This is a genomic window from Blautia sp. OM07-19 (assembly GCF_003481595.1).
Lineage (GTDB): Bacteria > Bacillota > Clostridia > Lachnospirales > Lachnospiraceae > Blautia_A > Blautia_A intestinihominis.
Window position 1 is genome coordinate 56,989 of sequence record NZ_QULA01000004.1, and the last position, 26,217, is coordinate 83,205.

A 26,217-nucleotide genomic window follows, 5' to 3' on the forward strand; every position below is an offset into this window, starting at 1 on the left:
TCCTAAACATCCAGGCGAAGCTGTACTTCTTCCTCGGCTTCCGCCTTAAAATCTTCCAGACGGACCGGATCTACAGCAGGAAGTTCTTCCAGCCCCTGTACGCCAAAACAGCGCAGGAACTCTTCGGTCGTCCCAAGGAGGATCGGTCGTCCCGGCGCATCCAGTCGTCCAAGCTCTTTTACAAGCTCATATTCTACCAGTTTGTTGATCGCATGGTCACATTTTACCCCGCGGATCTTCTCGATCTCTGCCTTTGTGACCGGCTGTTTGTACGCGATAATAGAAAGTGTCTCCAGCATGACATCTGTCAGTGCCGGTTTCTTGGGATGCAGGGCAAGACGGATCAGACATTCGTAGTATTCTTTTTTGGTGCACATCTGATAGGACTGCTCCAGTTCGATGATCTGGATCCCTCTGTCTTCCTCCTGATAACGGTCCATCATATTGTTGAGAAGTTTTCGCGTTGTCTCCTTGTCCTGCTGGATCGCACTGGCGATCTGCGTCAGCTCCACGGATTCTCCCATGGTAAAAAGCACCGCTTCGATCGCCGCTTCTAATTTCTTTATTTCCATATGATTCCTCAATCTCTGTATTTATTCGTCTGCAAATTCTGTCAAATGTGTCCATTCTACAGGGTCCCTGACAACATCCACCTGAATATCATCGAACAGCTCGTCCTGCTCCACGTGAATATATCCCATCTTCATCAGTTCCAGAATAGAAAGAAAAGTCACGATAAGCTGCACTCTTGACTTCTGCCCGACAAGTAGCTGACGGAAACTGAATTTCCTGTGGTTTCCTGCATATTCCTTCATTTCGAGCATTTTTTCGGAAAGACTGACTTCTTCTTTCTCGATCGTTCCAAATCTGCTTCGGATCGGGTCGATCTTGTCCTCCTGTTTCTTAAGGATCGACTGATAAATGCTGTGCAGTTTCTCAAGGGTAAGTCCCGCAAGAAGTTCCCTCGGGTCGACCGGCTCCCTGTACTTCATTACCTCGTCCGGAACAGTAGCTCCCTTATAAAAAACTCCGACAGCCCCGTCCATCCTGTCTTTCAGTTCATAGGACATATATTTATACATCTTATATTCCAGAAGTTTCTGGACAAGTTCTTCTCGCGGATCCTCTTCCTCACCCTCTTCGTTCACTTCTTTCGGGAGAAGCATTTTACACTTGATGTCGAGAAGTGTCGCCGCCATGACAAGAAATTCGCTCATGACGCCTAAGTCTTCTTTTTCCATGGAGTGAATATATTCCATGTACTGATCTGTGATCTCCACGATCGGAATATCATAGATATCGATCTTGTTTTTTTCGATCAGATGGAGAAGAAGGTCAAGAGGTCCTTCAAAGACGTTAATTTTTACCGGTATTGCCATTTGCTGTTTTCCTTCCTGTTTTGTGAGAGTCTTCCTTATGGGCAGACGGACAGAATTCGATCACCAGAAGCTCCCTCGGATTGTGGAGACGGATCGGTATCGTATGCTCTCCAAGCCCTGCACTGACAAGCATCGTGCTTTTGCCGCTTTGGAATCTGCCGCAGCAATACGGCGGAAAAAGGAGATACTGCGGGCAGGTCAGCCCGTGATTCTCGCCAAAGCGCAGGATTCCCCCATGATAATGTCCGGACAAAACAAGGTCCGCACCCCAGGAAAGATACGTATTTCCATATTTAGGGTTATGTGCCAGAAGAATATGTATCCCCGACATGAACGGTGTCCCGAGAAGTTCTTCCAGCTCTGTGAGACTGAGTTTTGGAGAATTCGGTTTGTGATAATATTCGATTGGAAGTTCCAGTCCGTGAAAGATAAAATCAGTTCCACAAAAATTCGAAGATATGCGCTCATTATGCAGAAAGCACACACCTGCACTAGTGAGCAGCCGTTCATAATTCAAGTACTCCTGCCGTACTTCAGGATTCAGAAGCATCTTATACTCATGGTTCCCAAGCGTATAAAAAACCGGTATCTTCTCACTCAGACGGCTCAGAAGCACTGCTGCCGCCTGAAGCGTCTCAGTCTTTCGGTTGACGATCATATCTCCGGCGACAAGAACTGCCGCCGGATCATGTTTCAGAACAGCGTCATATAATTCCTGATGATTATTGCCATAGATAAGGCCATGAAGATCTGTCAGAAATGCAAATCTTACTTTATGTCCGTTTTTCAGTTTATCTGTGTGAATCTCATATGTTCTGGTTCTGAATGTTTTTTTCATGTAATTCCCCAATATTTTTTATTTACCGAAACCGCAGTTCGGGAAGGTGCAGGATGCACAGTTCAGGCAGAGTCCGCCCTCTCCGTAGGCTGCGATCTCCTCAGCACGGATCGGATCATCTGCCATGACACGCGGAAGGATCAAGTCAAAGACTGTTCTCTTGGCGTACATGACACATCCCGGAAGTCCGAGGATCGGCACTGTCCGCTCTCCGTCCTTATAATAGGCGAGAAGCAGCATGGCTCCCGGAAGCACCGGAGCTCCGTATGTGACGATATCTGCCCCTGTATCCTTGATCGCGCCAGGTGTGCGGTCATCCGGGTCCACGCTCATCCCACCGCTGCAGATCACAAGGTCTGCGCCTTCTTTGATAAAGTTCAGAATGTCGGCTGTGATCTGTTTTCGGTCATCACCCGGTGTGGTCTGCCCCATGACAGGACAGGCATATTCCTCCAGTTTATCTTTAAGGACCGGTGTAAAAGTATCCTTGATCAGTCCGTTCTTTACTTCGCTTCCGGTGGTCACGATCCCCGCCTTCTTATTTTTGAAAGGAAGAATGGAAAAGATCGGCTCCTCTCCTGCCACTTCCTCGGCGCGGTCCATTTTTTCCTTCTCGATCACAAGCGGGATGATACGGGTTCCTGCGATCTTGTCGCCCTTTCTGATCGGGAAATCGCCGTGTCTGGATGCGATCATCATCTCACCCAGAGAGTTTACCTTAAGAAGTGCATCTCTTCGGATCTTAAGCACACCGTCGCAGTCCGCGATCAGCTCGATCTTGCCTTCCTTGATGTCACTTCCATGCATATGCTCTCCTGCGGAAATCTTGTAAAGGATCTCTGCTGCCTCGTTTTCGTGAAGGATCCCCTCCTTTTTCTCCCACACGAAAAGATGCTCTTTTCCTACAGAAAGAAGTGCAGGTATGTCTTCTTCCCTTACGATATGTCCTTTTTTGAATAAAACTCCCTTTTTCTGATCTTTGATGATCTGTGTGATGTCGTGGCACAGGATATGTCCCACTGCATCTTGTGTTCTGATTTCTTTCATTGTTTTCTTCTCCTAGTTTTTGCTTTGACCATTTGGATATTATTATACCTCTCACAGTGTATCTTTGTCAAAAGATTCCTGCCCGGCGGTTAGCCATAAATAACCAGCTGTTTTGCGAAGGCAGTCGAGATATCCCGCACGTTCAATGTCTTCCGCATAAAGGATCGTAAGGCGTCCAAGTTCTTTATCACCTGCGGTATAGATCACTTCTCCTGCTTTCGCGCCTTTTTTTATCGGTGCTTCGGTCTTTTCGGGAAGACTTATTTCTTTTTTTACATCGGAAATGCTGTGTCCTTCGGTATCCAGATAACGGAAAGTGCCATCGTAGGAAAGCGAGACCGTTTCTTCTTTTCCTTTCTTTACAGAAAGCTCTGGAAGTTCTGCCGGTTTGTTGTCGATATAGCGACAGCACCTGGCAAATCCATAATCCAGAAGAGAGGCGGCATCTTTGAGCCTTGCCTTATAATCCGGTGCTGCCATGACGACAGAGATCAGCATAAGTTCATTCCTCTCTGCCACCGCGCTCAGGCAGAATCCCGCTTTGCTGGTACTTCCCGTTTTGAGTCCGATACAGCCGGAATACGTACGGATCAGTCGATTCGTGTTGGTGAGTCCGAATTCTTTGCTTCCCTGTCTGGTAACGTGAGTGATATTTTCCATCCAGATCGAAGAATACTGAAAGATCTCCGGATAATTCAGGATCAGCTCCCGGCTCATCAGGGCAATGTCATATGCTGTCGTATAATGTTCATCCGAATCCGTCAGTCCACAGCAGTCGACAAAATGCGTATTTTCCATCCCAAGCCCTTCTGCCCTGGCATTCATCTCTTTTGCAAAAGCTTCCTCACTTCCTGCGATATGTTCTGCCATCGCAACACTGGCATCATTTCCCGATGCAACGACGATACACTTGATCATCGTCTCCACATCCTGCGTCTCGCCTTCTTCCAGAAAAACCTGCGAACCGCCCATGGATTTCGCATGTGCGCTTGTCGTCACAGTATCGGTAAGTTTCAGGCTTCCGTCTTTCAGGTGATCGAAGATCAACAGGAGCGTCATGACTTTTGTGACACTCGCAGGACTCCTTCTGGTGTCTTTGTCTTTCTCATAAAGAATCGTTTTTGTCTCCGGCTCCATCAGGACACCACTTGGTGCCGAGATCTCCACCGCCTCATTTTCTTCTGCATGTACGGGAATGCAGGCAAGTACAATACAGAATAATAAAAAACATGCCGCCGTTTTTCTTATTTTTCCAGGGAATTTCATACAATACCTCAAAATCCTTTTCCTTACTATTGTAAAAACTTTCCTGCGAAATTATACCATTGCATACAAAAAAGGAATGCGGCAGTTCCCCTCTCGAAAAACCGTCGTATTCCCTTTCGTATCATTTTTATAACAGCGGGGCAAAAAGCCTCAGGATGCTCTGGAATCCGCGCACCAGGATGTTTCTGTCACGGCAGAATTCAATATTGATCGGATCACAATAATTCAGGGTTTCTCTGAAATCCTCCAGAATATCCCCGACTACTTTGTTCTTGTAGAACCAGACGCCGTTTTCAAAATGAAGATACAGGCTGCGGTAGTCCAGATTGATCGTTCCGACAACCGCGATCTCATCATCACAGACAAAAGATTTCGCATGAAGGAATCCCGGCTGGTACTCATAGATCCGCACTCCTGCCTCCAGAAGCTGCTCATAATAAGACTGTGTCAGCAGAAAGACCATCTTCTTGTCCGGGACACCCGGTGTCATGATCCGGACATCGACACCGCTCTTGGCAGCCAGACAGAGGGCTGTCATCATCTCATTGTCGATGATCAGATATGGCGTACAGATATAGACATATTTCTTTGCACGGTTGATGATGTTCAGGTAAACGTTCTCACCGAGGACTTCCCCGTCCAGCGGCGTATCACTGTATGGCTGCACGAAACCGTCATCCTCAAATGCCTCCGGATGATATTTGTGCGGCATATGGAGTTCATGCTCCATCGGCTCTGCAGAGTTATTGACCACACTCCACATATGCAGGAACATCACCGTCATATTCCAGACAGCCTCGCCCTTGAGCATGACTGCGGTATCCTTCCAGTGACCGAAGCGTTCTTTCTGGTTGATATATTCGTCCGCGAGGTTGATTCCCCCGGTAAATCCTGTCTTACCGTCGATCACGCAGATCTTGCGGTGGTCGCGGTTATTCTGAACGATATTCAGAAGCGGCCGAAACGGGTTGAAAATGGTACATTTGATGCCCTTTTCCCTGAGAACTTTGTCGTATCTGTTCGGAAGCGTGGTAAGGCAGCCAAATCCGTCATAGATCAGCCGGACATCCACGCCCTCTTTCGCCTTGCGTTCCAGAATATCGAGGATCGTCCGCCACATCACACCGTCATTGATGATAAAATACTCAATATAGATATAATGCTGCGCCTGTTCCAACTCACGTACCAGGACCGGGAACATGTCATCTCCGACCTGGAAATATTCTGCCGTTGTATTCCCATGGACAGGGAAACTGGAATACTGATGGATATATCTGGACTGCACCGCCGCTCCCGCGCTCTGTTCTTCCAGTTCTTGAAACGTCTGCTCATCCTGCTCCATATAAGGAAGGCTTTCTTCCTGAACCTGTGTGTATTTGTCCTGGATCGCCTGCGCGATCCTGGATTTACCAAAAAGCACATACAGGAGAACACCAAATACAGGAACCGTCATTATCAGGATCGTCCATCCCAGTTTGTAGGATGGATTGATCTTTTTGTTTACGATCCAGAGCACGATCAGAACACTGATGATCCCGATCGCATTGGAAATATATTTCGAGTAAGCTGCCAGCCTCCATGCAGTGATCAAAAGCCAGCCCATCTGGATCAAAAGGGCAAGCGCAACATAAAAGATCCTGTTGAACAGAAGTTTTAAAATTCTCTTAAGAAACTGCATAATACGACCCATAAACTCTTCCCCGTTGCCCTTTCCTCTGTCTCGTTAAATAAGTATCAATTTTAAATCTTAAAAATCCCTGACGGACTTGTCGTCAGGGATTTTTTGCGCACAATTAATTATATTTACGTTTTCTTGCGGCTTCAGATTTTTTCTTACGACGAACGCTTGGTTTCTCGTAATGCTCTCTCTTGCGGATTTCCTGCTGGATACCTGCTTTTGCACAGCTTCTCTTGAATCTGCGAAGAGCGCTATCTAAAGTCTCGTTTTCTTTTACGATAACGTTTGACATAGACTCACACCTAACCTCCCTCCAGTTGTAGATTGTGCTAAAATACAACTGTCTGGGTATTTTTCTTGCACGACTGTTATTATATAACATAGTGATAACATTCGTCAACATCTTTTGGCTAAATTTAGAAAAAAATTATTTTTGACAAAAAATGCACTTTTTAGTGGATCTGCTGTTCCAGGATTCCTGCTGCTGCTTTAACTGCTTCGTCCGCTTTTTCCGGATTCTTTCCGCCGGCCTGAGCCATGTTCGGACGACCGCCGCCGCCACCGCCTACGATCGCTGCGACACCTTTGATGAGGTTTCCTGCATGTGCTCCTGATTTCTGAGCTGCATCTGTAGCCATGGCAAGGAGATTTACTTTGCCGCCGTTTACAGCTGCAAGGACAACAACGCCCTCTCCGATCTTCTCTTTGAGCTGATCACCCAGATCACGGAGTCCGTTCATGTCAACGCCCTCAACCTTAGCTGCAAGGAGTTTCACACCCTTGACATCTACGATCTGGTTCATGATATCACCAAGAGATCCCTGAGCCAGTTTGCTCTTGAGGGATTCGTTCTCGCTCTGGAGAGATTTGACCTCTGCCTGGAGATGTGTGATCTTCTCAGCAACTTCTGCCGGCTGTGCCTTGAGTGCTTTGGCAGCCTCGTGGAGCATAGCTTCCTGTTTCTTATAATATTCAATAACACCGTTTCCTGTCAGTGCCTCGATACGACGTACACCTGCTGCGATACCAGCCTCGGATACGATCTTGAAGAGCATGATGGAGCTTGTGTTCTTAACGTGTGTACCACCACAGAGTTCTTTGGAGAAGTCGCCCATGGATACGACACGTACCTTCTGGTTGTATTTCTCGCCGAACAGAGCCATTGCGCCGGATTTCTTGGCTTCTTCGATGTCCATGACATTTGTCTCTACAGGAAGAGCTGCCTGGATCTCTTTGTTTACGAGAGCTTCTGTCTCTGCGATCTCTTCCGGTGTCATTGCCTGGAAGTGTGCAAAGTCAAAACGAAGTCTGTCCGGAGTTACCAGGGAACCTTTCTGTTCTATGTGAGAACCAAGGACAGTCTTGAGTGCTTTCTGAAGAAGATGTGTTGCACTGTGGTTCTTCTCCGTATCACGGCGGGCCTGCTCATTAACTTTAAGAGCTACTGTCTCTCCTGTGGAAAGCATTCCGGATTCCATATGTCCGACATGGCCAAATTTACCGCCACGAAGTTTGATGGTATCTTCTACTACAAATTTACCATTTGCAGTCTCGATCACACCAGTATCACCTTCCTGTCCACCCATGGTAGCGTAGAATGGTGTTTCTCTTACAAATACAGTACCTTTCTGACCTTCCATCAGAGAAGTTACGATTTCTTTTTCTGTTGTGAGAACTGTGATCTCGGAATCATATGTGAGGTGATCGTATCCTTCGAACTCTGTCGTTACATTGACATCGATCTCATCATATACGGTAGCGTCAGCTCCCATGTAGTTGGTCACTTCACGTGCAGTACGTGCTTTGACTCTCTGCGCTTCCATTGCTTTCTGGAAGCCGTCTTCGTCGATTCCGTAACCCTTTTCCTCAAGGATCTCTTTGGTGAGGTCAAGCGGGAATCCGTAAGTATCGTACAGTTTGAATGCATTTTCTCCTGAAAGGGTTTTTACTCCGGCTGCTTTCATCTCTTCTTCCATGTCTGCAAGGATGCGGAGACCCTGGTCGATGGTCTTGTTGAACTGGTTCTCTTCGTTTGTCAGGACTTTGAAGATAAACTCTTTCTTTTCTTCCAGTTCCGGATATCCTGCTTTGGATCCGTCGATCACTTCTGCACTGAGTTTTGCAAGGAAAGTTCCCTTGATTCCCAGAAGACGTCCATGACGTGCTGCACGACGGATCAGACGACGAAGTACATATCCACGTCCTTCGTTGGTCGGCATGATACCATCGGAGATCATAAATGTTGCAGAACGGATATGGTCTGTGATCAGACGGATGGATACGTCATCCTGATAGTTCTTCTCATATTCCTTGCCTGCAATCTCGCATACCAGGTTACGAAGTGCACAGATGGTATCCACATCAAAGATAGAATCAACATCCTGAACAACAACTGCCAGACGCTCAAGACCCATACCTGTATCGATGTTCTTCTGTTTCAAGGTTGTATAGTTTCCGTTTCCATCGTTCTCAAACTGAGTGAATACGTTGTTCCATACTTCCATGTAACGGTCGCAGTCGCAGCCTACAGTACAGCCAGGTTTTCCGCAGCCATATTTCTCTCCACGGTCATAGTAGATCTCAGAACATGGACCGCAAGGACCTGCGCCATGCTCCCAGAAGTTATCTTCCTTACCGAAACGGAAGATTCTGTCTGCCGGAATTCCGATTTCTTTATTCCAGATGTCGAATGCTTCATCATCCTCCAGATATACTGACGGGTACAGTCTGTTTGCATCCAGGCCAACGACTTCTGTCAGGAATTCCCAGGACCAGTGGATCGCTTCTCTCTTGAAGTAATCTCCAAAAGAGAAGTTACCAAGCATCTCAAAGAAGGTACCGTGACGTGCTGTCTTACCAACGTTTTCGATATCACCTGTACGGATACATTTCTGACATGTGGTGACTCTTGTTCTCGGCGGTTTCTCTGCACCTGTGAAATATGGTTTCAGTGGAGCCATACCTGCGTTGATCAGCAGGAGGCTCTTGTCTCCCTGAGGTACCAGGGAGAAGCTTTTCATTGCGAGATGTCCTTTGCTCTCCATGAAATCAAGGAACATCTGACGAAGTTCGTTTACTCCGTATTTCTTCATGATTCTTTCCTCCTAAAAGTATTTATCAAAAAAATACTTATTATTTAGCATAAACTCTGTTGAATTTCTTTTTGCCTCGTTTGAGGACAACACCGTCACCTGCGAGTGCGTCTTTGGCAACTGTGTGTTTGATGTCTGTGATCTTTTCACCGTCGATGGAAACACCGCCCTGCTCGATCGCACGACGTCCCTCAGAACGTGTCGGAACGAGGCCTGTCTTGATCAGCATTGTGATAAGATCGATGGTTCCTTCCTCTGTGAAATCTTCATCAGTCAGCTCTGTGCTTGGCATATGTGCAGTGTCTGCGCCGCCAGAGAACAGTGCTCTTGCACCTTCCTGAGCTTTCTTGGCTTCTTCTTCGCCATGAACCAGGTTTGTCAGCTCGTATGCAAGGATCTCTTTGGCTTTGTTTAACTGGCTTCCTTCCCATTTGGCCATCTCATCGATCTGCTCAAGTGGAAGGAAAGTAAGAAGACGCATGCATTTGATAACGTCTGCATCGTCTACGTTTCTCCAGTACTGGTAGAAATCAAATGGAGATGTCTTGTTCGGATCAAGCCATACAGCACCGGACTGTGTCTTGCCCATCTTCTTGCCCTCTGAGTTCAGAAGAAGTGTGATGGTCATAGCGTATGCATCTTTGCCAAGTTTACGACGGATCAGTTCTGTACCGCCGAGCATGTTGCTCCACTGGTCATCACCGCCAAACTGCATATTGCAGCCGTATTTCTGGTATAACATATAGAAGTCATAGCTCTGCATGATCATGTAGTTGAATTCAAGGAAACTAAGTCCTCTCTCCATACGCTGTTTGTAGCACTCTGCAGTAAGCATACGATTTACTGAGAAATGAGCTCCTACATCACGAAGCAGATCTACATAGTTCAGGTTCAGAAGCCAGTCAGCATTGTTGACCATCAGTGCCTTGCCATCGGAAAAGTCGATGAAGCGGGACATCTGTTTCTTGAAGCAGTCAATGTTGTGCTGGATGGTTTCTTTTGTCATCATCTGACGCATGTCAGTTCTTCCTGAAGGGTCACCGATCATACCGGTACCGCCGCCGAGAAGTGCGATTGGACGGTTGCCTGCCATCTGGAGACGTTTCATCAGGCAGAGTGCCATGAAGTGTCCTACATGAAGGCTGTCTGCGGTAGGGTCAAATCCGATGTAGAAAGTAGCCTTACCGTTGTTTACCATTTCTTTGATCTCGTCTTCGTCTGTTACCTGGGCGATCAGGCCTCTGGCCTTAAGTTCTTCCCATACTGTCATAATAATTTCCTCCTGTCGCGGTATTCATCATCAGGTGCGTCCAAAGGCGCCTCCTCGATATGCAAAAAAGCCCGGTTCCTGTCCTTCTTAGGACGAGAACCGGGTCCCGTGATACCACCTAACTTCGCGGAAAATCTCCCGCCTCATTGAGCACGGTAACGAGTGCCACTCCGTCGCAGCCTACTGAAAAAAGTTCGGTGCGAAGCTCCGGGATGTATTCGCAAAAGTACTGCACGCGCCTCTCACCATCCGGCTGCTCTCTGTGTGTGTTGCTTCTGTTACTTCTTCCCTTCAAAGCCGTTTCATATACTTCTAAAAGTATACAAATTGGCTTTTTGTTTGTCAAGGGTGTTTTCTTATTAGTTTAACAACTTAAAGCGATAACGTTATTGTCAGAACGATTCACAAAAACTTATCTATGAGCTGCCGCCATGCAGTGCTTCGCATTATCAAGGATCTCCTGCGGATTATCAATAAAGATCTCGTCGGCCATCTGCCGTCCCATTTTCTTTGTGACATAGGCATAGGCATCTCCGATCCTTGTGACACGGCGTTTGCTTCCATGGCAGTCAGAACCAATATAACTTACAAGTTCTTCTTCCAGAAGTTTCCCGCAGTATTTCTTGGCTGCATGTCCGTTCTTGCCGATCACACTGTCTGCATTGACCTGCATCAGTGCACCTTTATTTACAAGATGTTCTACAAAATCCAGATCATGCATGCATCTGTAACGTTCAATATGTGCTATGATCGGCCTGTATCCGCCGGAAAGCAGTTCGTAGATCCTGTCGCTGATATACTTTTCTTCTGTACTTGAAGAAAATTCTGTGAGCACATATCTGGAACCAGCCATCGAATAAACCTTGTCAGAACGCAGATAATCCAGCATTTCTACATTTGCATGAAATTCACATCCGAGGAACACTTTGAAATCTGGTCCGATCTTTTCCGCCAGTCGTCTCAATACCAGAAAATGCTTTTTGATAATTTCCGAAGGAGTCTCAAACATTTCTCTTCTGAAATGGGGCGTCACAATAATCTTACGCACACCCTGATCGTACTCCATCTGAAGCATAGCAAAAGCTTCTTTTACACTCTGAGCTCCATCATCGACTGCCGGTACAATATGGCAGTGCATATCAAACAGTCCCCTGTCTGCCATTCCATCCTCTCCTTTTCTTTTTCTGCTGTGTTTACCCGGGTATTATATCCCATGGTCGTTTCTTTTGCAACTGGATATTTTTTCACACCGGACATCCTATCTACATAAAATGAATTGTAGACAAAAAGCTGGAGGATTTTATAATGAGTGATTTGGCTGCTACAAACTGTGGATGTAACAACGACTGTGGCTGTGGATGCAACAATGGTTGCGGATGCGGCAACGACTGCGGATGCGGCAATGGAACCAGCCTTTTTGGAGGCAGCTCCTGCAACTGTATCCTCTGGATCATCATCCTGATGTGCTGCTGTGGCAACAACGGCTGCGGCAATGGCTGTGGATGCGGTAACAATGACAACTGCTGGATCATCGTGGTTCTGCTTCTTCTTTGCGGCAACAACGGCTTTGGCTGCGGTAACGGCTGCGGAGGATGTGGATGCTGATCCCGCCCCTTTCAACAAACTACAGTCTGCAGACAAAAAGCAGAGGATCATTTCCTCTGCCTTTGTCTGTTTCTTTCTGCCCGTCGCTCTTTTTCTCTCTGCATATTTTCCCTTCTATGCTTAAGACATTCCAGGTCCAGTTCATAAAAAGCATTTCCGTCCAGCACAAGCTTTTCTTTTTTGTTTTCCATGGTTGCTGCCTTTCTGATCTTTCTTACTATTTATCTTATGTCAAATCATCCTCCCACGTCATAATCTAAAAGCAAAAAGCATATCTTCGTAATAAAAAAAGGAGCTTTGCCTTATGGAAGAGGAAATTATCGCTCAGACAAAATTCGACCAGCTCATTTCCGACGACCAGTCGCAGATGCTGAAAGCTTTTATTCCTTATCTTTCCCCGAGAGGCCAGCAGCTTCTCTCCGTGTTCACCAAAACCAGAGAACTCTCAAACACCCTGGCATTATTCCGCGGCAGACAGCCTGATATGCAGATCTGCAGTTCTTCTGTTTCCAGTCCTTCCGAACTTCTGGATGATCTTCGGAAATTCAGCTATGGCAGGAGCCGCAGGCAGCTTGACCAGATCAGCAACTTTCTTGTCATGATGCAGCTGATACAGGTTATGAGCCACTCCGACCAGGAAGAAGGTGATCCAAATGACCCAGGAATGGCAGAATGACCCCAAACTCCAAAATATCGATCCGTCAAAACTTGCCCTCCTACAGAACCTCGCAGACCAGAGCGGAGGCAGATCCCCGTCTGATATGCTTCCATTTCTGATGAGTGCCGCTGCACAGGGACGGCAGAACGGACTTCAGTTCTCGTCTGATGAGATCGGAGCAATACTGAATGTCCTCAAAGCCGGAAAATCGCCAAAAGAGGCGGCAAAGCTTGATCAGATCGTCAGCCTGATGCGGATGATCCGATAGGCAGCAGACACACCACTGACATCTTCTCAATATATCAGACAAAAAATCCCCCACTGTCCAGCTCAACAGCGGGGGATTTCTCATATGGATCTTAATTATTTTCCTTATCAGCGCGTTCCATCATGCAGTCGCGTAAGAATGCCAGTCCGTGTGCAACGGTCTGTTCTCTCACTCTTGCACGGTTGCCCTGGAAATGGAATTCTCTTACCTGCGTGCAGCCCTTATAGGAGCATCCCATAAAGACGGTTCCGACCGGTTTTTCTTTTGTTCCACCGCCCGGGCCTGCGATCCCTGTCACGGAAAGGCAGATATCTGTCTTGGAGGCTTTGCGGCCTCCCTTTGCCATTTCTGCTGCACATTCCTCGGATACAGCTCCGTGTTTCTTAAGTGTGGACTTGCTGACATCGAGGCATCTTCTCTTGGCTTTGTTGCTGTAAGTAACCATGCCCTGCAAAAATACCTCAGAAGCACCTGACACATTGACGATCCTTGCGGCGATCGCACCGCCTGTACAGGATTCTGCCAGAGAAAGTGTCATTTCCTGTTCTTTCAGCATATCTACCACAGCTTCCTCCAGAGATTTGGATTCTTCTGTCGCAAAAATGTTTCTTCCGAATCTTGCCTTAAGTTCTTTGACAACAGGTTTGATGAGTTTCTTACATTCCTTCTCATTCTTGCCCTTGGCGGTAATGCGAAGATGTACCTCACCGGTCTTGGCATATGGTGCGATCGTCGGATTGGTCTGGCTTTCGATCAGATCCTCAATCTCCTCTGCAACCTGACTCTCACCGATCGAGCAGATCTTCACCATCTGGGAATAAATGATCTCCGGCTGTTTCTTGCGAAGATATGGAAAAACGGACTCCTCAAACATCGGTTTCATCTCACCTGGAGGTCCTGGAAGAAGGATGGCTGTCTTGCCTTTTTTCTCAAGGATCAGTCCCGGTGCGGTGCCATTGTGGTTATCGAGAACGATTGCTCCCTTCGGGACCATTGCCTGCTTGTAGTTGTTGGCTGTGATCTTGCGCTGAGGGTTGTTTTTCTTATACTGCTCGAGGTATGCTTCCATCAGTTTCCTGCTGTGGCGATCCTCCACCAGTTTCATTCCCATGACTTCAGCGGTAACTTTCTTCGTCAGATCATCCTCGGTAGGTCCAAGTCCACCTGTGAGGATCACTATATCAGAACGGTCCAGTGCCGTCTGAATGGTCTCGCGCATACGTGTCTCATTGTCTCCCACAACTGTCTGATAATAGACAGAAAGCCCAAGCTCTGCACATTTTTCGGAAAGATATGCGCTGTTGGTATTCACAATATTTCCAAGAAGTATTTCTGTTCCTACAGAAATCAGCTCTGTTATCATTTGATATCTGCCTCCTGATTATAAAAACGGATTACTCCTGCATGGACAGAACGGAACGGTTCTGCCAGATATAAGTGATCAGTGAAATGATGGTCAGTGCAAGAGAGATCCAGATAAAAATCTGCTCCAGGATCACAAATGCAGCAATGTTATCAAAATGCAGGATCAGCAAAATGATCATGACCATCTGTGATGCTGTCTTGAATTTGCCCCAGTAATTCGCTGCGATGACAATGCCATTCTCTGCAGCGATCAGACGAAATCCACTGATAATAAATTCTCTTCCTATAATAATGATAACAAACCAGGCCGGAAGTCTGCCAAGTTCGATCATACAGATCATTGCAGAACACACAAGAAGTTTGTCCGCAAGAGGATCCATAAATTTACCAAAATTTGTTACTAAATTATTTTTACGGGCCAGGTATCCGTCAAACCAGTCTGTGATGCTGGCTGCTGCAAAGATAACGAGAGCGATATAGCGATTTGCCTCTCCGCCCCATCCTGTCAGCAGAAATACAACAAGAAACGGAACCATGATCATTCTGGCCACTGTCAGTTTATTCGGTGTATTCATCAGCTAATTCTCCTATTAAATCGTATTCCAGCGCACCTGTCACACGGACACGTGCAAAGTCACCTGTCACAAGAAGTTCCCCTGTCTGAACAAAGATATATCCGTCAACCTTCGGCGCATCTGCATAAGTTCTCGCAATATAGGCGCTCTCGCCGGATACTTTACCCTCGATCATAACAACAAGTTCCTGTCCGATCCGCTCATCACCCTTCTCCAGAGAAATCTCCTGCTGGAGAGACATGAGTTCATCTCTTCTCTCTTCCTTAACTTCCTCCGGAACCTGTCCTTCCATGGTTTCTGCCGGTGTTCCTTCCTCCGGTGAGTAAGTGAACACGCCGAGACGGTCGAATTCCATCTCATCCACGAATTCCATCAGTTCTTCATGATCTTCCTGGGTCTCACCCGGGAAGCCAGTGATCAGAGAAGTACGGAGCACAATGTCCGGGATCTCACGGCGAAGTTTCGCGATAATGTCTTCGAGCTGCTTCCTTGTCGTGCGGCGGCCCATTCTCTTAAGGATACGGTCGCTTGCATGCTGGATCGGAAGGTCAAGATAATTGCAGATCTTCTTTTCTTCTTTCATGACCTGGACCAGCTCATCGTAGATCTCCTCCGGATAACAGTAGAGAACACGGATCCAGCGGATTCCTTTGATCTGACAGAGCTTCTTAAGCAGGATGTGGAGTGTTTTTTTGCCGTAGAGATCTGTACCGTAAACGGTGGTCTCCTGAGCTACAAGGATCAGCTCCTTGACTCCCTGAGATGCCATGTATTCTGCCTGTGCAAGAAGTCGTTCTTCCGGAACACTTCTGAATCTGCCACGAAGGGACGGGATGATGCAGTAGGTGCAGTGCTTGTCACAGCCCTCTGCGATCTTGAGATAACCAAAGTGGCCGCCCGTTGTCAGCACACGTCTGCCGGAGTCCTCCGGAAGTTCATTGATATCGCGGAACTCCTGGAAAACATTTCCTGCCTGTGCTTCGTTTAATGCCTTTACAATGTCGCCGTAAGATGTGGTTCCGAGAATGGCATCCACCTCCGGGATCTCCTGTGTGATTTCTTCTTTGTAGCGCTGTGCCATGCAGCCAGTTACAATCAGTGCTTTGCAATTGCCTGTTTTTTTATATTCTGCCATCTCAAGGATCGTATTGACACTCTCCTCCTTGGCATCATGGATAAAACAGCAGGTATTGATCACGATCGCATCTGCTTCCTCCTCGGAATCCACGATCTCATGCCCGCTTCCGGTAAGAAGTCCGAGCATTTCCTCTGAGTCCGCAAGGTTCTTGTCACAGCCCAGTGATATAAATAAAATTTTCATATAATCTCCTGATACACATAATCAGAAGACAAGCTGTCTTCTGATCATGATAGTTTACTGGTTATTTTCTTCGGTTGTTTCTTCTGCAGCAGTCTCTGCTGTCTCCTCTACAGCTTCTTCGGAAGCAGCCGGTGTGGTTTCCTCTGCTTCTTCCTCAGAGGTTGCTACGATCTTAACTTTGCCTTTGTATAACTCGTCGATCGCGATCGCAAGCGGTTTCTTGCCTGCCGCACCATCAACAAGCGGTTCTGCTCCTGCGATCAGCTGTCTTGCTCTCTTGCTGGTTGCAAGTACCAGAGAATAACGGCTGTTGAGCATCATTGTGTTGTCGTCTTCCTCTGCGTTGTTGTTGATTGCCTGAATCAGTTCTGTATATGACGGATGTATCATATTAAAATTCTCCTTTCATGTTTCAGTTTATATTATAAGGGTGACCTTACTTACTTAATTAAAAAATTCCCGGGATTCCTTCTGGATCGTTCGGATAAATTCCTCGTTACGGCTTGCGCGGCGGCGCTCACTCAGGATGATCTCATGAAGTTCATCCACGCAGTCCTCCACAACGTCATTCACAAGAAGATAATCATAAGACTCGATTCCCTCTGCTTCCTCAGAAGCTCTCTTAAGACGTGATTCGATAACTTCCTGTGTCTCGGTTCCTCTTCCTACCAGACGGTCTTTCAGCTCCTGGATCGTCGGCGGTGTCACGAAGATAAGGACTGTATCCGGGATCTTCTCCTTGATCTTCATTGCCCCCTGGATCTCGATCTCCAGGATCACATTCTTGCCCTTGGAAAGCATCTCCTCTACGTAAGAGCGCGGAGTTCCGTAATAGTTCTCTACATACTGCGCATACTCCAGAAGCTCATCAGCCTCAATCATCGCCTCTACTTCTTCTTTTGTCCTGAAAAAATAATCCCTGCCGTCCACTTCACCTTCACGCGGTTTCCTGGTAGTAACAGAGATAGAAAGTGCACAGTCGTCATACTTCTCAAGAAGACGCTTCATCACTGTGCCCTTGCCGGCTCCGGAAAATCCGGACACTACTGTCAAAACTCCCTTACTCATGTTCTTCTTCCCTCTCCTCATAATCATATGCCTCTGCAAATCTCCTGGCGATCGTCTCCGGCTGGAGTGCTGACAGAACAATATAATCGTCGGATGTGACGATCACTGCCTTCGTCTTGCGCCCCTGTGTCGCATCGATCAGCGAACGTGTGCCCTTGATGCTCTGTATCATTCGCTTTACCGGTGCGGCATCCGGACTGACCACTGCCACGATCTTGCGGGAATTTACCACATTACCAAATCCTATATTAATTAACTTAGCCACAAAAACTCAGCTGCCTCCATTACTCAATATTCTGAATCTGCTCACGGATCTTCTCGATCTCTGTCTTGAGTCCGATCGCGATATCGGAAACTTCAAGATCACTGGATTTCGACAGGATCGTATTCGCCTCACGGTTCATCTCCTGCGCCATGAAGTCCATCTTGCGTCCCACGCCTTCCTGTTCATTCAGGATCTTCTTCATTCCAAGGATATGGCTGTGCAGACGGACGGTCTCCTCATCATTGCAGATCTTGTCAGAAAAAAGGACCACCTCTGCCGCGATACGGTTATCGTCGATCTGGCTGTCCTCCAGAAGATCATGAACCTTCTGCTCCAGCTTCTCACGGTACGCACGGACTACTTCCGGTGAACGGGTCTCTACTTTGCAGACCATTTCATCCAGACCATCCAGCTTCACAAGAAGATCTTCTTTCAGATGTGCACCCTCTCTGGCACGTGTCTCCACAAATTTCTCGCAGGCTTCGCGAAGCGGCTCCTCCAGAGATTTCCAGAGTTCCTCCTCATCTACGGACTGTTCTTCCATCGTCAGAACTTCCGGATAACGGGAAAGTGTTGACACCCGGATATCATTCTCAAGCCCGAACTCCTCTGACATCTGTTTCAGATAGCCGAGATAAGCGGCTGCCAGATCATGATTATATTTAAGGGCAACATTGCCTCCTGTATAATCCTCATAGGTAATAAAAACATCTACCTTGCCACGCTGCATATACTGCTTCATCAGGTTACGTACCTGTCCCTCCAGCATATTGAATTTACGCGGCATCTTGATGTTCAGATCCAGATATCTGTGATTGACAGATTTCAGTTCTACTGTGATCTTCTGCTGCTTTGTTACTTTTTCTGCATGGCCAAAGCCTGTCATACTTTTTATCATAGGTTTTCTCACTTTGCAAGTCTTTTCTACATACAGATTTATTATAGTGCATTCTAAAATTCTAGTCAATTCGTTTTTTTTATAAATATTTTATCAACTACCGGCAGGTGCGTTGACATTTCCATCTTTAAAAGGTTACAATATGGCTATATCGTACTTAATTCACGGAGGAGATAAATACAAAAATGAATGAAAAAATCAAACACTTTTCGCTGCTGACAGGAAGCACCCTGATCATGGCAGTCGGTACTTATTTTTTCAAATTTACAAACAACTTTACCTTTGGCGGCATCACAGGTCTGGCGGTCCTTGTCGCTGATAAGACAAACATTTCCGCCAGTGACTTTTCTTTCATTGTAAACATGCTGCTTCTTGCACTCGGTTTCGTCGTGCTTGGACGTAAATTCGCTGCCAAGACAGCCTACTGCAGTATCCTGCTTTCCGTAGCACTGTCTTTCCTCTCACGTGTATGTCCGATGGAGCATCCGCTGACTGACCAGACGATGCTGGAACTTTGTTTTGCCATCGCACTTCCTGCACTTGGTTCTGCGATCCTTTTTAACATCGGTTCTTCCAGCGGCGGTACGGATATCATTGCGATGATCCTCAAGAAATACAGCAGTTTTGATATCGGCAAGGCACTTCTCGTGACAGATATCATGATCACGGTTGCAGGCTGCTTCGTGTTCAACATTGAGACAGGTCTTTATTCTTTCCTTGGTCTTGCGGTCCGTTCTTTCATGATCGACAACTTCATCGAGAGTTTCAACCTTTCCAAGTATTTCAATGTCGTCTGTGACAACCCGGATGATATCTGCGACTTCCTTGTTCACGATCTCAACCGAAGCGCAACTGTGGTCCACGCACAGGGGGCTTTTTCCGGAAAAGACAAATACATCGTCTTAACCGCGCTCAACCGTCCTCAGGCAGTCCGTCTGAGAAACTACATAAAAGGAAATCAGCCAACCGCCTTTATTCTGATCTCCAACACCAGTGAGATCATCGGTAAGGGATTCCATAATGTCTGATTTTGATTAAAGGAGATTTTTATTATGGCTTTTGATGGAATTACCATTGCAGCAATGGTTCAGGAATTACACCGTAATCTCGATGGCGGGCGTTTCAACAAGATCGCCCAGCCTGAATCAGATGCTCTTATGATCACCGGAAAGGGAGCAAACGGCCAGTGCAGGCTTCTTATCTCTGCCAGTGCTTCTCTTCCTCTGATCTATTTTACTGGCAAAAACAAACCAAGCCCGCTCACCGCGCCGAACTTCTGTATGCTTCTCCGCAAGCATATCGGCAGTGCCCGCATCAGCAGTATCCGCCAGCCCGGCATGGAACGTGTTGTAGAATTTGAGCTGGAACACCGCAATGAGATGGGCGATCCCTGTAAGAAGTTCCTGATCGTAGAACTGATGGGCAAGCACAGCAACATCATCTTCTGCGACGAAAACCGCATGATCCTCGACAGTATCAAGCACGTTTCTTCTCATATGAGTTCTGTCCGTGAGGTTCTTCCTGGAAGAGATTATTTTCTTCCGCACACACAGGAGAAATCTGACCCGCTGACGATCACAGAGACAGAATTCATCGAAACGATCTGCCATAAACCATGCAACATATCCAAGGCACTCTACACCTCTCTCACCGGCTTAAGCCCACTGATCGCAGAGGAGATCTGCTACCGTGCCTCCATCGACGGAAGCGATGCCGCACAGTCTCTGAACGAGACTGCTGCCACACATCTCTACCACACTTTCCGCCGGCTGATGGATCAGGTCGTAGAAGGAGATTTCACACCGAACATCATCTACCGTGACAACGAGCCGGTAGAATACGCTGTACTTCCTCTGACACAGTACGGAAGCGAATACCACAGTGAAACTTTCCCGACCGTTTCTTCCATGCTGGAAACCTATTACGCATCCCGCGATACCCTGAACCGTATCCGTCAGAAATCTTCTGATCTTCGAAGGATCGTACAAACTGCCCTGGAGCGTAACCGCAAGAAATACGCCCTTCAGCAGAAACAGATGAAAGACACTGCCAAGAAGGACAAATACAAAGTCTACGGCGAACTCATCAATACCTACGGCTACGGCCTGGAAGAGGGCTGCAAATCTTTCAAAGCCCTGAATTATTACACCAATGAGGAGATCACGATCCCTCTTGACCCGACCCTGACTCCTCAGGAAAATGCAAAGAAATATTTCGACCGCTACGGCAAACTCAAACGTACCGAGGAAGCTCTTACCGAACAGCTTGCCGATACAGAATCCGAGATCGAGCATCTGGAATCCATCTCCAACGCCCTTGATATCGCCCTCGCAGAGAGTGATTTAAGCCAGATCAAGGAAGAGCTGACCGAGTACGGCTACATCAAAAAACATTATTCTGGCAAAAAAGGTGCAAAGGCGCAGACCAAGTCCAAACCATTCCACTATATTTCCAGTGACGGATTTGATATCTTCGTCGGCAAAAACAACTTCCAGAATGATGAGCTGACTTTCAAACAGGCAACCGGAAACGACTGGTGGTTCCACGCCAAAAAGATGGCAGGCTCCCATGTCGTTGTCAAAACTCCGGACGGAGAGCTTCCGGACCGCACCTTTGAGGAAGCAGGCCGCCTTGCAGCTTATTACTCCAAAGGCCGCACTGCCCCAAAAGTCGAGATCGACTACATTCAGAAAAAACATGTCAAAAAACCTGGCGGTGCCAAACCGGGATTTGTCGTTTATTATACGAACTACTCCCTGATGGCAGAGCCGGATATCACAGGGATCCAGGAAGTTCCTTCCGGAAAATAACCAGAAAAAAGGCTGTAACTCAGATCATTTCTCCGAGTTACAGCCTTTCTTCTCTGTGTGACATGTCTCCTGAACAGTTATGATATCTCACAATATGGAAAATATAATATCAGTCTGAAAATGTCTTTTTCCTGGCTGACAGTGCATTTGCCTCCCATTTTTGTCATCATGTTTTTGATACTCTGGATTCCCACACCTGTACTTTCCTGAGGATCTCCTGTACAGGAAATCCTGTTTTCAAAATAAAATCCTCTCATGCCATTACGTCTGGCTGTTCCTATTGTAACTGGTGCTTTTTTATCTGCGTATTTCTGAATATTGGAAGTGATGTTATCCAGGATACGGGAAACATAGTCTGTTGATACCTGCATTCTGGACTCTGACCATTCTACCTGAAAATCCACCTGGAACCCCTGATGTTCTAGATAACTGATCGTCTCCGAAAACAGATCATAAAACAGAATTTTTTCGCTTTCAGGCTCTTCCATGGAGATTTCCTGATCACTGCTTACCAGTGAATACTCAAACAGATTGTCTGTGAGCTGTTTCATCCGTCTTGTTTTGCGGTGGATTTTTTTTATATACTCGCAAAACTGTTCCTCGTCTTTATAGGTTCCCTTTTCAAGAAGTTCTGTATACAGCATGATCGAAGTCAGAGGAGTCCGCAAATCATGGGACATCTGTGTGACTATTTTCTGATTTTCCTTCACGATCTCTGCTTCCTGCTGCACCTGTTTCTTAAAAGATTTCCTCATGCATTCCAGCCCCTGTGCAAGAGCTGTAAGTTCATCTTTCCCGGAAACAGTAACAGAATAGTCAAGGTCGCCCCCTTCAAGGATCTCAATCTCCCTGCTCAGTTTCCAAATGTAATTCATCTTTTTTCGAATCCCCATCAGGACGAGAATAACAAATACTACCGCTGAAAGAGCCAGTGCTGCAAATATCATATAATTGTACAGCTGGTAATCATAGACTCCTGAGAGGGAAATTTCTGCCTCCCCATCTGAAAACTGTACAGAATAAAACGCATTCCATCCGTAATAGTTCTTGGGGATTTTTTCATTGCGAATATTCAGCTCTTCCGGATAATCGGAATCATAAACCAAGATATCATCCTTAAACACCAGCATGGAACTCAGCACTTTCTCTTTATCCATCCATTTTGACAGTACCAGAACGTCAGACGTACTTAATTTTTCCTGTGAAACATACTCCTGCAGTCTCGAAACATACAGTTCATCTTTTCGCTCGGAATAATCAGAATTGACATAGTACTCATAAACCATTTCTTCGCCAATCCAGTCTGCCCCATAAAACACGCCTACTGCAGCCAGCATGGAAAACAGCAGCAGGATCAGAAGCTGAAAATAGAGAGAATTTCTTCTAGGAATACCTTGCGTCAAATTTATACCCCTTTCCCCATATGGTCGTTATATATCTGGGATTCTGAGGATTCTTTTCGATCTTTACCCGGAGTTTCCGGATATGGACCATCACAGTACCGTTGCAGGAATAAAAATATGGTTCGTTCCAGACACTTTCATAAATGTTCTGTGCAGAAAATATTTTACGCGGATGTTCCATCAGAAGAAGCAGGATCCGGTACTCAAGTTCCGAAAACTCTTTCTCCTTTCCATCCACAAATACTTCATTATAATTGCGGTTGATCCGTATATTGCCGATCTTTATGTAATTATCCTCCTGACCCTCTGATGTTTCATTTTTGCCCATATAAACTTTATATCTCCGAAGGAGTGCCTTGACTCTCCCCAGAAGTTCTGCATAGGAGAACGGCTTTGTAAGATAGTCATCTCCTCCGGCCATCAGTCCGATCAGCTTGTCAGATTCCTGTACTTTAGCCGTCAGGAATAACACCGGGACATTCGATATCTTTCTTATTTCCTCGCAGGTACGAAGTCCGGAGATTCCCGGCATCATAATATCCAGAATGACAAGATCTGTGTCATCCCGAAGATTCTCAAGCCCCTCTCTGCCATCCTCTGCCTCATCTACCATATAATCTTCACTTTCCAGAAGGATCCGGACACCCTCTCGGATATCTGCGTCATCCTCAACGATCAATATTCTCTCTTTACTCAATGTTCAGCTCCCCGCCTTTACTTTCTTTTTTGCCTGTTTTTCTGCATTTTGCGCCGCCTCCCGGTACTGTATCAGAGATTCATTCCAGGATCTGTATGTACTTTCACTTTTTCTGCTCTTTAGATGATACTCTTTTTTCAGGTATCTGCCAAGATAATCTGATACTTTTATAGCCCCAAGTATGTTCAGATGATCACCTTTATCAAGGCTGTCCTCCGACCAGTTTATACCCAGTTCTTTAATTTTCAGGTTCAGATCCAGATATTTAAGTCCGTTTTCTCTCGCATATGCTTCCATGGTATTATGTTTCCGGAAAGAGTAGTTCTTCGGAGACGGCGCACTGTACAGAAAGAGCTGAATATTATTTTTTCTGCACAGGCTGACGATCTGATCCATCATAAATCTTGTAATGCGGGACATCCGTTCCGTTTTGGCGGTTTTTTTCATATAAGATCCACCTGTATAGGCTTCCACAACATCTCTGAGAACAAATCCTTTATAAAACGTCTGACTCCTTTTGTCTTCTCCTGTCACCCATGCTTTCCAGGAATTATGAAGACGGAATACAGGGAAATAATAAAGCATCGTCTGTACCAGAGTCTCTTTGATACCACGCACTGCGCTCTGCGATCGGAATATCATATTTGTCTCGATCGCGACAACTTTGGGTTTCTGGGTTTTGAGTGCTTTTTTGAGCATGTAGTAGCTCTCCTGTATTTTCTGACCGGTCTGCCCGCCTACATAGGAAGGAATGCCTTCCTTGTCCCAGATTTCCATTGGAGAAACGGTTGTATAGCTCTCACTGTCTCCGATCACAAGAACATCGATCGTGTCTGCCGGTTCATTTTCCAGCTCAACCATACTCTTGTTTCTGTTCTGTACCAGATCTGTATTTGTCCGTGCCAGAGCAGACATCACCGCAGAAGCTGCCATCAGAAGGCACAAAAGAATCGCACAGAAAGCCACCGGCCTTACTATTTTTTTCCTAAAATCCTGCATAGATCAAATCTACCTGCTGATAACCGGTGCCATATGCTCCAAACAGAATTACTGCAAAAATAAGTACATAGTACAAAAGCCACCGTGACGGAACTTTCATCTGCTGCAGTTTTGACCAGTTCAGCATTTCCCTTTCTTTCAGAATATCATAAACAGTGACCACAAGGATGCCCACGACAGTAATTCCAAGGTCAGGTACAGACAGACCTAAGCGAAGCAGACTTCCATCCCAGAGTCTGTGCAATTCAAATCCATGAAAAATACTTCCAAACATATGCAGACCCGCTCTCAGTCCATTTGCCCGGAAAAACATCTCTCCTGTAAAAATGATCACCCAGGTTTTTAATATCTGCGGAACTCTCCAGTACAGTGCCTTTTCGTTCAGGTTAAACTTCTTAAGGATTCCTTCCCTGACAGGTGCCACCGCTTCTCCTGCAAGCAGGATCACAAAATAATACATTCCATAAAAAATATAATTCCACTGTGCTCCATGCCACAGACCGTTACTGAGCCAGACCGGAAACAGCGTCAGGGCAAAAATGCCCATCTTTGTAAGATATTTTCCTGCATGTTCTCTTCCAAAATGATTCCATTTTTTTACGATCCCGGAGACAGAAACCGGATAAAACACATAGGCTTTGAGCCATGCGCCCAGAGTAATGTGCCATCTTCTCCAGAATTCCGAAGCATTTCCAGAAAAAAATGGCTGACGGAAGTTTTCGGGCAAAGCCACACCAAACAGATTTCCGCTTCCGATCACAATATCCATGCAACCGGAAAACTCCATATAAAGCTGCAGCGTATAGGAAACTGCCCCGACCAGGATCATCACGCCATGGTAATTCTGATAATGTTCAAAGATCATCTGTACGATCACATACAGCCTGTCTGCAACTACGATCTTCTTGAACATTCCCCATACAATACGTATGGTCCCCTGTGCAAGATTTTCCATGCGTACTGGTGCACATTCCCAGAGTGCATCAGCAGTCTCATTCCACGTACCGATCGGTCCCTCCATGATCTGCGGAAAAAATCCAAGAAACAATGCTATTTTTGCCCAGTTTTTCTCCGCATGGATCCTGCCCCAGTACACATCTGCCATGTATCCGACAGCTTCCAGTGTGTAAAAAGAGATTCCGATCGGAATCAGCAGTGTCTGCGGCTGAAGGAAGACTGATCTTCCTGACATTTCAAGGATATGATTTATATTTGTCACAAAGAAATTACAATATTTCAGATATCCAAGAATCCCCAAAAGGAGCAGGATCCCTGCGATCAGCGTTCTTTTTTCTCTGGACTTATACTGCTTCTTTATGAAAGTACGGGGCTCTCTGGCTCCCTGTTCTTTTGCCTTCTTTTTTCCCTCAGCTTTCAGATGATCCATATGACATCCGATTCCATAGATCAATGTCGTTACTCCGATCAGGTAAACGACAAGCCAGCGGCTGAAAGACCAGAAAAAGACGTATCCTGCCAGTATCAGGACCGCACGCCGGATTTTCCTGGGAGTCAATGCATAAACAAGTACAACAAAAGGAAGAAAGCAGAACAGGTAGATTCCCTGATGATATGCCATATTAGTTATCCTCCATATTTAAAATCGCAAAAGTTCAGTATGTCATGTTTCTAACTTTCACCTGCCCTTACGTGTCATATTTTTACACAGTCTCTTTAACATTTCCTGAATCATTTCTTAAAGTTTCTTAATTTTC

The 26,217-nt window shown here is 46.2% G+C and carries 27 protein-coding genes and 1 other annotated feature; of the genes, 5 read left to right on the forward strand and 22 right to left on the reverse strand.

The window, feature by feature from the left end; genetic code table 11:
* Window positions 1–2 precede the first annotated feature (2 nt).
* From scpB to DXC01_RS04695, 10 genes are all read right to left on the reverse strand, one after another.
* Window positions 3–572, reverse strand: a complete 570-nt coding sequence (gene scpB, locus DXC01_RS04645; protein ID WP_022213769.1) for an SMC-Scp complex subunit ScpB — start codon at window positions 570–572, stop codon at window positions 3–5.
* Window positions 573–593: 21 nt separating this feature from the next.
* Window positions 594–1,379 carry a segregation and condensation protein A gene (locus tag DXC01_RS04650; protein WP_022213768.1) on the reverse strand — a complete coding sequence of 262 codons (786 nt, stop codon included), beginning with the start codon at window positions 1,377–1,379 and terminating at the stop codon, window positions 594–596.
* A complete protein-coding gene (locus tag DXC01_RS04655) occupies window positions 1,357–2,217 on the reverse strand; it encodes a metallophosphoesterase (protein WP_022213767.1) in 861 nt (286 codons plus the stop codon). The genes DXC01_RS04650 and DXC01_RS04655 overlap by 23 nt, the downstream gene beginning before the upstream one ends.
* Before the next feature lie 18 nt (window positions 2,218–2,235).
* On the reverse strand, window positions 2,236–3,264 hold the full coding sequence (locus DXC01_RS04660; RefSeq protein WP_022213766.1) for a molybdopterin-binding protein: 1,029 nt from the start codon (window positions 3,262–3,264) through the stop codon (window positions 2,236–2,238).
* A gap of 51 nt (window positions 3,265–3,315) precedes the next feature.
* Window positions 3,316–4,530 carry a D-alanyl-D-alanine carboxypeptidase family protein gene (locus tag DXC01_RS04665; RefSeq protein ID WP_118698380.1) on the reverse strand — a complete coding sequence of 405 codons (1,215 nt, stop codon included), beginning with the start codon at window positions 4,528–4,530 and terminating at the stop codon, window positions 3,316–3,318.
* A gap of 127 nt (window positions 4,531–4,657) precedes the next feature.
* Entirely contained in the window at window positions 4,658–6,220 is a 1,563-nt protein-coding gene (gene cls / locus DXC01_RS04670; RefSeq protein WP_118698381.1) for a cardiolipin synthase, read from the reverse strand.
* A 103-nt stretch (window positions 6,221–6,323) separates the two neighbouring features.
* The gene (rpsU, locus tag DXC01_RS04675; protein WP_004222305.1) at window positions 6,324–6,500 is read right to left on the reverse strand and encodes a 30S ribosomal protein S21; all 177 of its coding nucleotides are present in this window, start codon (window positions 6,498–6,500) and stop codon (window positions 6,324–6,326) included.
* A gap of 160 nt (window positions 6,501–6,660) precedes the next feature.
* Window positions 6,661–9,300 (reverse strand): alanine--tRNA ligase, encoded by a 2,640-nt coding sequence (gene alaS / locus DXC01_RS04680; protein ID WP_118698382.1) that lies wholly within the window; start codon window positions 9,298–9,300, stop codon window positions 6,661–6,663.
* 40 nt (window positions 9,301–9,340) lie between these two features.
* Window positions 9,341–10,570 (reverse strand): tyrosine--tRNA ligase, encoded by a 1,230-nt coding sequence (gene tyrS, locus DXC01_RS04685; protein WP_022214844.1) that lies wholly within the window; start codon window positions 10,568–10,570, stop codon window positions 9,341–9,343.
* An 85-nt stretch (window positions 10,571–10,655) separates the two neighbouring features.
* Window positions 10,656–10,874: a binding site (T-box leader), on the reverse strand.
* A 108-nt stretch (window positions 10,875–10,982) separates the two neighbouring features.
* Window positions 10,983–11,732: a CpsB/CapC family capsule biosynthesis tyrosine phosphatase gene (locus tag DXC01_RS04695; protein WP_118698383.1), complete on the reverse strand. Its 750-nt coding sequence runs from the start codon at window positions 11,730–11,732 to the stop codon at window positions 10,983–10,985.
* 143 nt (window positions 11,733–11,875) lie between these two features.
* Between DXC01_RS04695 and DXC01_RS04700 the strand changes: the two genes are divergently transcribed.
* Window positions 11,876–12,175, forward strand: a complete 300-nt coding sequence (locus DXC01_RS04700; protein ID WP_022214846.1) for a hypothetical protein — start codon at window positions 11,876–11,878, stop codon at window positions 12,173–12,175.
* Between the two features lie 47 nt (window positions 12,176–12,222).
* Here DXC01_RS04700 and DXC01_RS20255 read toward each other — a convergent pair whose 3' ends face one another.
* Window positions 12,223–12,366: a hypothetical protein gene (locus tag DXC01_RS20255; RefSeq protein ID WP_022214847.1), complete on the reverse strand. Its 144-nt coding sequence runs from the start codon at window positions 12,364–12,366 to the stop codon at window positions 12,223–12,225.
* Window positions 12,367–12,479: 113 nt separating this feature from the next.
* On the opposite strand from DXC01_RS20255, the gene DXC01_RS04705 reads away from it, so the two are divergent.
* Window positions 12,480–12,851: a hypothetical protein gene (locus tag DXC01_RS04705; protein ID WP_022214848.1), complete on the forward strand. Its 372-nt coding sequence runs from the start codon at window positions 12,480–12,482 to the stop codon at window positions 12,849–12,851.
* The gene (locus DXC01_RS04710; protein ID WP_022214849.1) at window positions 12,829–13,101 is read left to right on the forward strand and encodes a hypothetical protein; all 273 of its coding nucleotides are present in this window, start codon (window positions 12,829–12,831) and stop codon (window positions 13,099–13,101) included. Before DXC01_RS04705 ends, DXC01_RS04710 begins: the two co-directional genes overlap by 23 nt.
* 91 nt (window positions 13,102–13,192) lie before the next feature.
* Here DXC01_RS04710 and DXC01_RS04715 read toward each other — a convergent pair whose 3' ends face one another.
* From DXC01_RS04715 to DXC01_RS04745, 7 genes are read right to left on the reverse strand one after another with little or no spacing between them, the layout of a single operon-like run.
* Window positions 13,193–14,464, reverse strand: coding sequence for a competence/damage-inducible protein A (locus DXC01_RS04715; protein WP_118698384.1), 1,272 nt, complete (start codon window positions 14,462–14,464; stop codon window positions 13,193–13,195).
* 31 nt (window positions 14,465–14,495) lie between these two features.
* Window positions 14,496–15,041: a CDP-diacylglycerol--glycerol-3-phosphate 3-phosphatidyltransferase gene (gene pgsA, locus DXC01_RS04720; protein WP_118698385.1), complete on the reverse strand. Its 546-nt coding sequence runs from the start codon at window positions 15,039–15,041 to the stop codon at window positions 14,496–14,498.
* On the reverse strand, window positions 15,025–16,362 hold the full coding sequence (rimO, locus tag DXC01_RS04725; protein WP_118698386.1) for a 30S ribosomal protein S12 methylthiotransferase RimO: 1,338 nt from the start codon (window positions 16,360–16,362) through the stop codon (window positions 15,025–15,027). The genes pgsA and rimO overlap by 17 nt, the downstream gene beginning before the upstream one ends.
* 54 nt (window positions 16,363–16,416) lie before the next feature.
* Window positions 16,417–16,752 carry a DNA-directed RNA polymerase subunit omega gene (gene rpoZ, locus DXC01_RS04730; protein ID WP_022214853.1) on the reverse strand — a complete coding sequence of 112 codons (336 nt, stop codon included), beginning with the start codon at window positions 16,750–16,752 and terminating at the stop codon, window positions 16,417–16,419.
* Window positions 16,753–16,806: 54 nt separating this feature from the next.
* Window positions 16,807–17,430, reverse strand: coding sequence for a guanylate kinase (gene gmk / locus DXC01_RS04735; RefSeq protein ID WP_118698387.1), 624 nt, complete (start codon window positions 17,428–17,430; stop codon window positions 16,807–16,809).
* A complete protein-coding gene (locus DXC01_RS04740; RefSeq protein ID WP_022214855.1) occupies window positions 17,423–17,695 on the reverse strand; it encodes a DUF370 domain-containing protein in 273 nt (90 codons plus the stop codon). Before DXC01_RS04740 ends, gmk begins: the two co-directional genes overlap by 8 nt.
* 19 nt (window positions 17,696–17,714) lie before the next feature.
* Entirely contained in the window at window positions 17,715–18,593 is an 879-nt protein-coding gene (locus tag DXC01_RS04745) for a YicC/YloC family endoribonuclease (protein WP_118698388.1), read from the reverse strand.
* Between the two features lie 185 nt (window positions 18,594–18,778).
* On the opposite strand from DXC01_RS04745, the gene DXC01_RS04750 reads away from it, so the two are divergent.
* Together DXC01_RS04750 and DXC01_RS04755 are read left to right on the forward strand one after the other, a co-directional pair.
* Window positions 18,779–19,621: a YitT family protein gene (locus DXC01_RS04750; RefSeq protein WP_022214857.1), complete on the forward strand. Its 843-nt coding sequence runs from the start codon at window positions 18,779–18,781 to the stop codon at window positions 19,619–19,621.
* Window positions 19,622–19,645: 24 nt separating this feature from the next.
* A complete protein-coding gene (locus DXC01_RS04755; protein ID WP_022214858.1) occupies window positions 19,646–21,403 on the forward strand; it encodes an Rqc2 family fibronectin-binding protein in 1,758 nt (585 codons plus the stop codon).
* A gap of 77 nt (window positions 21,404–21,480) precedes the next feature.
* Here DXC01_RS04755 and DXC01_RS04760 read toward each other — a convergent pair whose 3' ends face one another.
* The 4 genes from DXC01_RS04760 to DXC01_RS04775 are packed head-to-tail and all read right to left on the reverse strand — an operon-like array spanning window position 21,481 to window position 26,081.
* Window positions 21,481–22,806 (reverse strand): sensor histidine kinase, encoded by a 1,326-nt coding sequence (locus tag DXC01_RS04760; protein ID WP_243111548.1) that lies wholly within the window; start codon window positions 22,804–22,806, stop codon window positions 21,481–21,483.
* Window positions 22,787–23,503 (reverse strand): response regulator transcription factor, encoded by a 717-nt coding sequence (locus DXC01_RS04765; RefSeq protein WP_118698389.1) that lies wholly within the window; start codon window positions 23,501–23,503, stop codon window positions 22,787–22,789. The genes DXC01_RS04760 and DXC01_RS04765 overlap by 20 nt, the downstream gene beginning before the upstream one ends.
* A gap of 3 nt (window positions 23,504–23,506) precedes the next feature.
* Window positions 23,507–24,502 carry an SGNH/GDSL hydrolase family protein gene (locus DXC01_RS04770; RefSeq protein ID WP_118698390.1) on the reverse strand — a complete coding sequence of 332 codons (996 nt, stop codon included), beginning with the start codon at window positions 24,500–24,502 and terminating at the stop codon, window positions 23,507–23,509.
* Window positions 24,489–26,081, reverse strand: coding sequence for an MBOAT family O-acyltransferase (locus tag DXC01_RS04775; RefSeq protein WP_118698391.1), 1,593 nt, complete (start codon window positions 26,079–26,081; stop codon window positions 24,489–24,491). The genes DXC01_RS04770 and DXC01_RS04775 overlap by 14 nt, the downstream gene beginning before the upstream one ends.
* Window positions 26,082–26,217 lie beyond the last annotated feature (136 nt).